Genomic DNA, 702 nt, shown 5'->3' on the forward strand with positions numbered 1-702 from the left:
CTTGTCAACAAAAAGGGCCGGCCCCGTAGGACCAGCCCAGCACAACATTACATCACGATCAGGTCCGTGGAGTGTGCGTGCGGAACAGCAAACCGCTTGAACAGCGAGGAACTTGCCTCGGCGCGTTCGCGCACTTCACTGAACGACTGCTCGTTGTACAACACGCCGTCTTTGTAGACGGTGCGGAGCATGTTTTCGCGACCACCCAACTCCGAGGATTGAATGACTTCGAGGATGCCTTCGTCCGACTGCACAACCGCAAGGTGACCCTTCAACGATTTCTTGGATTGAGCGGTAACCGGGTCCTTCATGATCCCGGTCCAAGCCTCGCGGCCATTGGTAATCGCGCTTGCCTTTTGGGCGTGACCCAGTACGTCGCGGTTGGTGGCTTGAAGCAGTGCGCCACCCATGCCGAATGCTACGTTCTCGGCACTGAAACCGTGGAGTTCGAGGGCTCGCAGGATCGCGATGATAGAGTCACGATTTACACCGTCACCCTGAATCACACGCACGCTCGGATGGAGCACCTTGAAACCCTTGCTGTTGGTCGTGGTACCGAAGCTTTCGGCCAACGACTTTACACAGTACAGCACCACGGATACCGGATCGCCGGAGTCAGGGCGAATCACAACGCGCCCACCCTTCGACAAGACCTTATCCTTCAACTGCTTGCCCCAGATGTTGTCCACGGCATTGTAGATG

The 702-nt window shown here is 56.8% G+C and carries 1 pseudogene; it reads right to left on the reverse strand.

The features are described 5' to 3' along the window. Positions 1–47: 47 nt before the first annotated feature. A pseudogene (locus tag AC1RPT_RS07605) lies at positions 48–702 on the reverse strand (hypothetical protein); the annotation flags it as partial.

The sequence above is a fragment of the Dellaglioa sp. CoH-56-MRSF-11 genome (genome assembly GCF_056782135.1).